5 protein-coding genes are annotated in these 4,195 nt (G+C 67.2%); all 5 read left to right on the forward strand.

Translation table 11 applies throughout. From position 1 onward, the window contains the following. Positions 1–672, forward strand: a 672-nt coding sequence (cysC, locus tag HKL97_RS01650; protein ID WP_291422220.1) for an adenylyl-sulfate kinase, incomplete at its 5' end; no start/stop codon positions are given. Next, positions 669–1,388 (forward strand): 3'(2'),5'-bisphosphate nucleotidase CysQ, encoded by a 720-nt coding sequence (locus HKL97_RS01655; protein ID WP_291422222.1) that lies wholly within the window; start codon positions 669–671, stop codon positions 1,386–1,388. The genes cysC and HKL97_RS01655, both read left to right, overlap by 4 nt. 69 nt (positions 1,389–1,457) lie before the next feature. Continuing rightward, positions 1,458–3,461 carry an FUSC family protein gene (locus HKL97_RS01660; protein WP_291422223.1) on the forward strand — a complete coding sequence of 668 codons (2,004 nt, stop codon included), beginning with the start codon at positions 1,458–1,460 and terminating at the stop codon, positions 3,459–3,461. After that, entirely contained in the window at positions 3,446–3,664 is a 219-nt protein-coding gene (locus HKL97_RS01665) for a DUF1656 domain-containing protein (RefSeq protein WP_291422225.1), read from the forward strand. Before HKL97_RS01660 ends, HKL97_RS01665 begins: the two co-directional genes overlap by 16 nt. 115 nt (positions 3,665–3,779) lie before the next feature. Further along, the coding region (locus tag HKL97_RS01670; protein WP_291422227.1) for a biotin/lipoyl-binding protein at positions 3,780–4,195 on the forward strand (416 nt) is incomplete at its 3' end.

A 4,195-nucleotide genomic window follows, 5' to 3' on the forward strand; every position in this document is an offset into this window, starting at 1 on the left:
GCAACCAGCCACACGCTGGGCGGCTTCATCCTCATTGATAAAATCACCAACGCCACGGTGGCGGCCGGCATGCTGCACTTCGCTCTGCGCCGCTCGCAGAATGTCCACTGGCAGGCGCTCGATGTCTCGCGCGAGACGCATGCGGCCCTGAAGAACCAGAAGCCGGCGGTGCTGTGGTTCACCGGCCTCTCGGGTGCGGGCAAATCCACCATCGCCAATCTGGTCGAGAAGAAGCTGGTCCGCATGAACCGCCATACCTTCCTGCTCGACGGCGACAACGTGCGCCACGGTCTCAACAAGGACCTTGGCTTTACCGAGACCGACCGCATTGAGAACATCCGCCGCGTGGGCGAGGTCGCCAAGCTGATGACCGATGCCGGGCTGATCGTGATCACCGCCTTCATCAGCCCCTTCCGCGCCGAGCGGCAGATGGTGCGCGAGATGATGGCACCCGGCGAGTTCATCGAGATCCATATCGACACGCCATTGGCCGACGCCGAGGCGCGCGACGTGAAGGGGCTCTACAAAAAAGCCCGCAGCGGGGCGCTGAAGAATTTCACCGGCATCGACTCTCCCTACGAGCCGCCGCAGACCCCTGAAATCCGCATCGACACCACACGGCAAACCCCCGGGCAGGCGGCGGATCTCATCATCGAAAGACTGATCCCATGAACGACACGGCACTCGCCAGGCACCTGGCCGCAACCGCGGGCAGCCTGCTGCTCACCCTGCAACACTCCGGCCTGTTCTCCGCCAAGGCGCTGGGCAAGGCGGGGGACCGCGTGGCCAACGCCTTCCTCATGGAAGCGCTGGCGGCCCAACGGCCCGATGACGCGGTGCTCTGCGAGGAAGAAAAGGACAACGCCGCCCGCCTCTCGGCCAGCCGGGTCTGGATCATAGACCCGCTGGACGGCACCCGCGAATATGGAGAAGCCCGCTCCGATTGGGCGGTGCATGTCGCCCTGGCGGTGGACGGCGCCCCAGCAACCGGCGCGGTGGCGCTGCCCGCCCTGGGGCTGACCCTGACCTCCGAGCCCGGCCACATCATCCCCCCCGCCGGCGCTAGACCGCGCATGCTGGTCAGCCGCACCCGCCCCGCCGCCGAGGCCCTGGCGGTGGCGCAGGCTCTGGGCGCCGAGCTGGTGCCCATGGGCTCGGCCGGCGCCAAGGCCATGGCCGTTTTGCGCGGCGAGGCCGATATCTATCTGCATTCCGGCGGGCAGTATGAATGGGACAACTGCGCCCCCGCCGCCGTGGCGCTCGCCGCCGGGCTGCACGCCTCGCGCATCGATGGCACCGCCCTCACCTACAACAACGCCGACCCATACCTGCCGGACCTGCTGATCTGCCGCAAGGAAGACGCCGGGCGAATTCTTGCGCTGCTATAAAACCGGCCTCCGCATTGCGGGAATGCGGATTGTGCCTATCTCTGGCGCATAATTTCATGCTTCTTCCCGATGATGCCCAAGACTGACGAATTACTCTTTGCGCTGAAAACCTTCGCCGGCGCGATGACGGCGCTATGGATTTCACTGTGGCTGGGGCTCGAGAATCCCTATTGGGCGATGGCGACCGCCTTCATCGTGGCGCAACCGCTCACCGGGGCCATGCGCTCCAAGGCCGTATACCGTTTCATCGGCACGCTGGTCGGCGCCACCGCCGCCGTGGTCATCATCCCCAATCTGGTCAACGCGCCCCTGCTGGCCAGCCTGGCGATGGCGCTATGGGTCGGCTTTTGCCTCTACCTCTCCCTGCTGGACCGCACACCGCGCGCCTACATGTTCATGCTGGCAGGCTACACGGCCGGAATCATCGGCTTTCCCAGCGTCGCCGCCCCCGGGCTCATCTTCCAGACCGCCCTCACCCGCGTCGAGGAAATCTACATCGGCATCGCCTGCACCACGGTGGCCGGCACGGTCTTCTTTCCGCGCGGGCTGGGGCCTGTGCTGGCCCGGCGCGTCGCCGGCTGGGTGCGTCCGGGCATCGAGTGGGCAACGGCGGCGCTGGAGGGCCGCTGCGACGCCCCGGAGGTGCATGCCGCGCGGCGCAAGCTCGCCATGGAGGCAACCGACGTGGCGATGATGACGACACAGCTCGCCTACGATACCTCGAACCTGCAATCCGCCGTTCCCTACATCACCCAGCTGCGAATCTACATGCTGAGCATGATGCCGGTGCTCAGTTCCATCGGCGACCGCGTGGCCCAGCTGCGCCGCCACGGCGGCATCACCCCGGCGCTGCAAAAAACGCTCGACGCCACCGCCGCCTGGATGCAAATCGGCGGGCCGGAAGATGCCGGCGCCCTGCACGGCCAGATCCGCGCCCTGGAGGATACCGACCTCTCCTGGACCGGGCTGCTGCGCGCCAGCCTCGCCATGCGGCTGAGCGAGCTGGTGAGCATCATCCATCATGAGCGCGCCATCCGCCGCCATGTCTTCGATGGCGACGTGGCGCCGCAAAGCGCCGTGATAAAGGCTGAATTCATCGCCGTGGCAGCGCAACTGCGCGACCACGGGCTGGCGCTCTTCTCCGCCCTCTCCACCGCGCTGGCGATCCTGCTTGTCTGCGCGGTCTGGATCGTCACGGCCTGGCCCGCCGGTGCCGGCGCAGCCGTGATGGTCGCCGTCGCCGGCTCGTTCTTCGCCGCACAGGACGACCCCGCCCCCGCCATCGCCCTGATGAGCCGCAACGCGGTCATCGCGACACTCGGCTCAGGCTTCTACACCTTCCTGGTGTTGCCGCGCATGGAGACCTTCGCCGAGCTGGCGCTGGTGCTGCTGCCCGCCGGGCTCATCATCGGCATCCTTGTCTCCCGCCCGGCCACCTTTGGCACCGGCATGCTGCTGGGCGCCATCGGCTCCACCAATCTGGCGCTGGACAACACCTATTCCGGCAATTTCGCCACCTACCTCAACAACACCGCCGCCTTGCTCATTGGCATCACCTCCGCTCTGGTGGTCACCCGGCTCATCCGCTCCGTCGGCGCGGCCTGGAGCGCGCGGCGGGTCATCAAGGCCGGCTGGCGCGACATCGCCGCCGCCGCCGGGGCCAAGGAGCCGGGCGACCCCGCGGTGCTCAGCGGGCGCATGCTGGACCGCTTCGGCCTGCTGGTGCCAAGGCTGGCTTCCATCCCCGCCGGAACCGACATCGCCGCCGCCGACGTGCTGCAAGACCTGCGCGTGGGGCTGAACGTGATCGGCCTGCAACGCTGCATGTCCACCCTCTCCCCGCAGGCGCAGGCGCAATGCGCCGCCGTGCTGGAGGGTGTTGCCGCCCACTACCGCGGCAACCCCCTCGCCCCGCCGCCGCCCGGCCTGCTCACCGCCATTGATGAGGCGACTTACGCGGCCGCTTTTGATACCCATGTGCACAAGGAGGCGCTGATGATGCTATCGGGACTGCGCAGCGTGCTGTTCGCCCCCGCCCCGCCGCCCGCGCTGGCGGGATGGACCAGCCCATGATCGGCGAGATCGACCTTTACGGCGTATTGTTCCCGCCCTTGCTGGTGTGGCTCGGCATCGCCCTGCTGTTCTCCACCCTGCTGCGCGCGGGGCTCAAGCGCCTCGGCCTCTACCGCTTCGTCTGGCACCGCCCGTTGTTCGACCTGGCGCTGCTGATTATCCTGCTGGGCTGCGTGAGCCTGGCGATGAACCGCTTTTTCTAGGGCGATATCCGGTTGGGTTGAGCTGGAAAGTTCAACCTAACCGGATGAAATTGCCCGCCAAAACATAACCAGAGCCTTTCCGTGCGAGCGGAAATTGCTCTAGAAACGGATCCCCATGAACACCGCATCGTTTCCGCTCCGCTTCCTTGTAACCCTGGTGATCGTGCTGATCGCCGCCGCCATCGGCTGGCAGCTCTGGGTCTATTACATGCAAGACCCCTGGACCCGCGACGGCCGCGTGCGCGCCGACACCGTGGAGCTGGCCCCCGATGTCTCCGGCCCGGTGGTGCAGGTGTTCGTGAAGGACAACCAGGCGGTCAAGGCAGGGGATAAACTGTTCCAGATCGACCCCACCCGCTTCACCCTGGCGCTGGCGCAGGCGCAGGCCCAGCTGCTCAAGGCCAAGGCGGCAATGGAGGACGCCCAGCGCACCGCCAGCCGCTACGCCGCCGTCTCCAACAACGCGGTCTCCAGCCTCACGCGCGATACCGCCGGCACCGCCGCGCTGGAAGCCGCCGCCGACTACCAGCA

The organism is Acidocella sp., assembly GCF_013044125.1.
Classification (GTDB): Bacteria; Pseudomonadota; Alphaproteobacteria; order Acetobacterales; family Acetobacteraceae; genus Acidocella.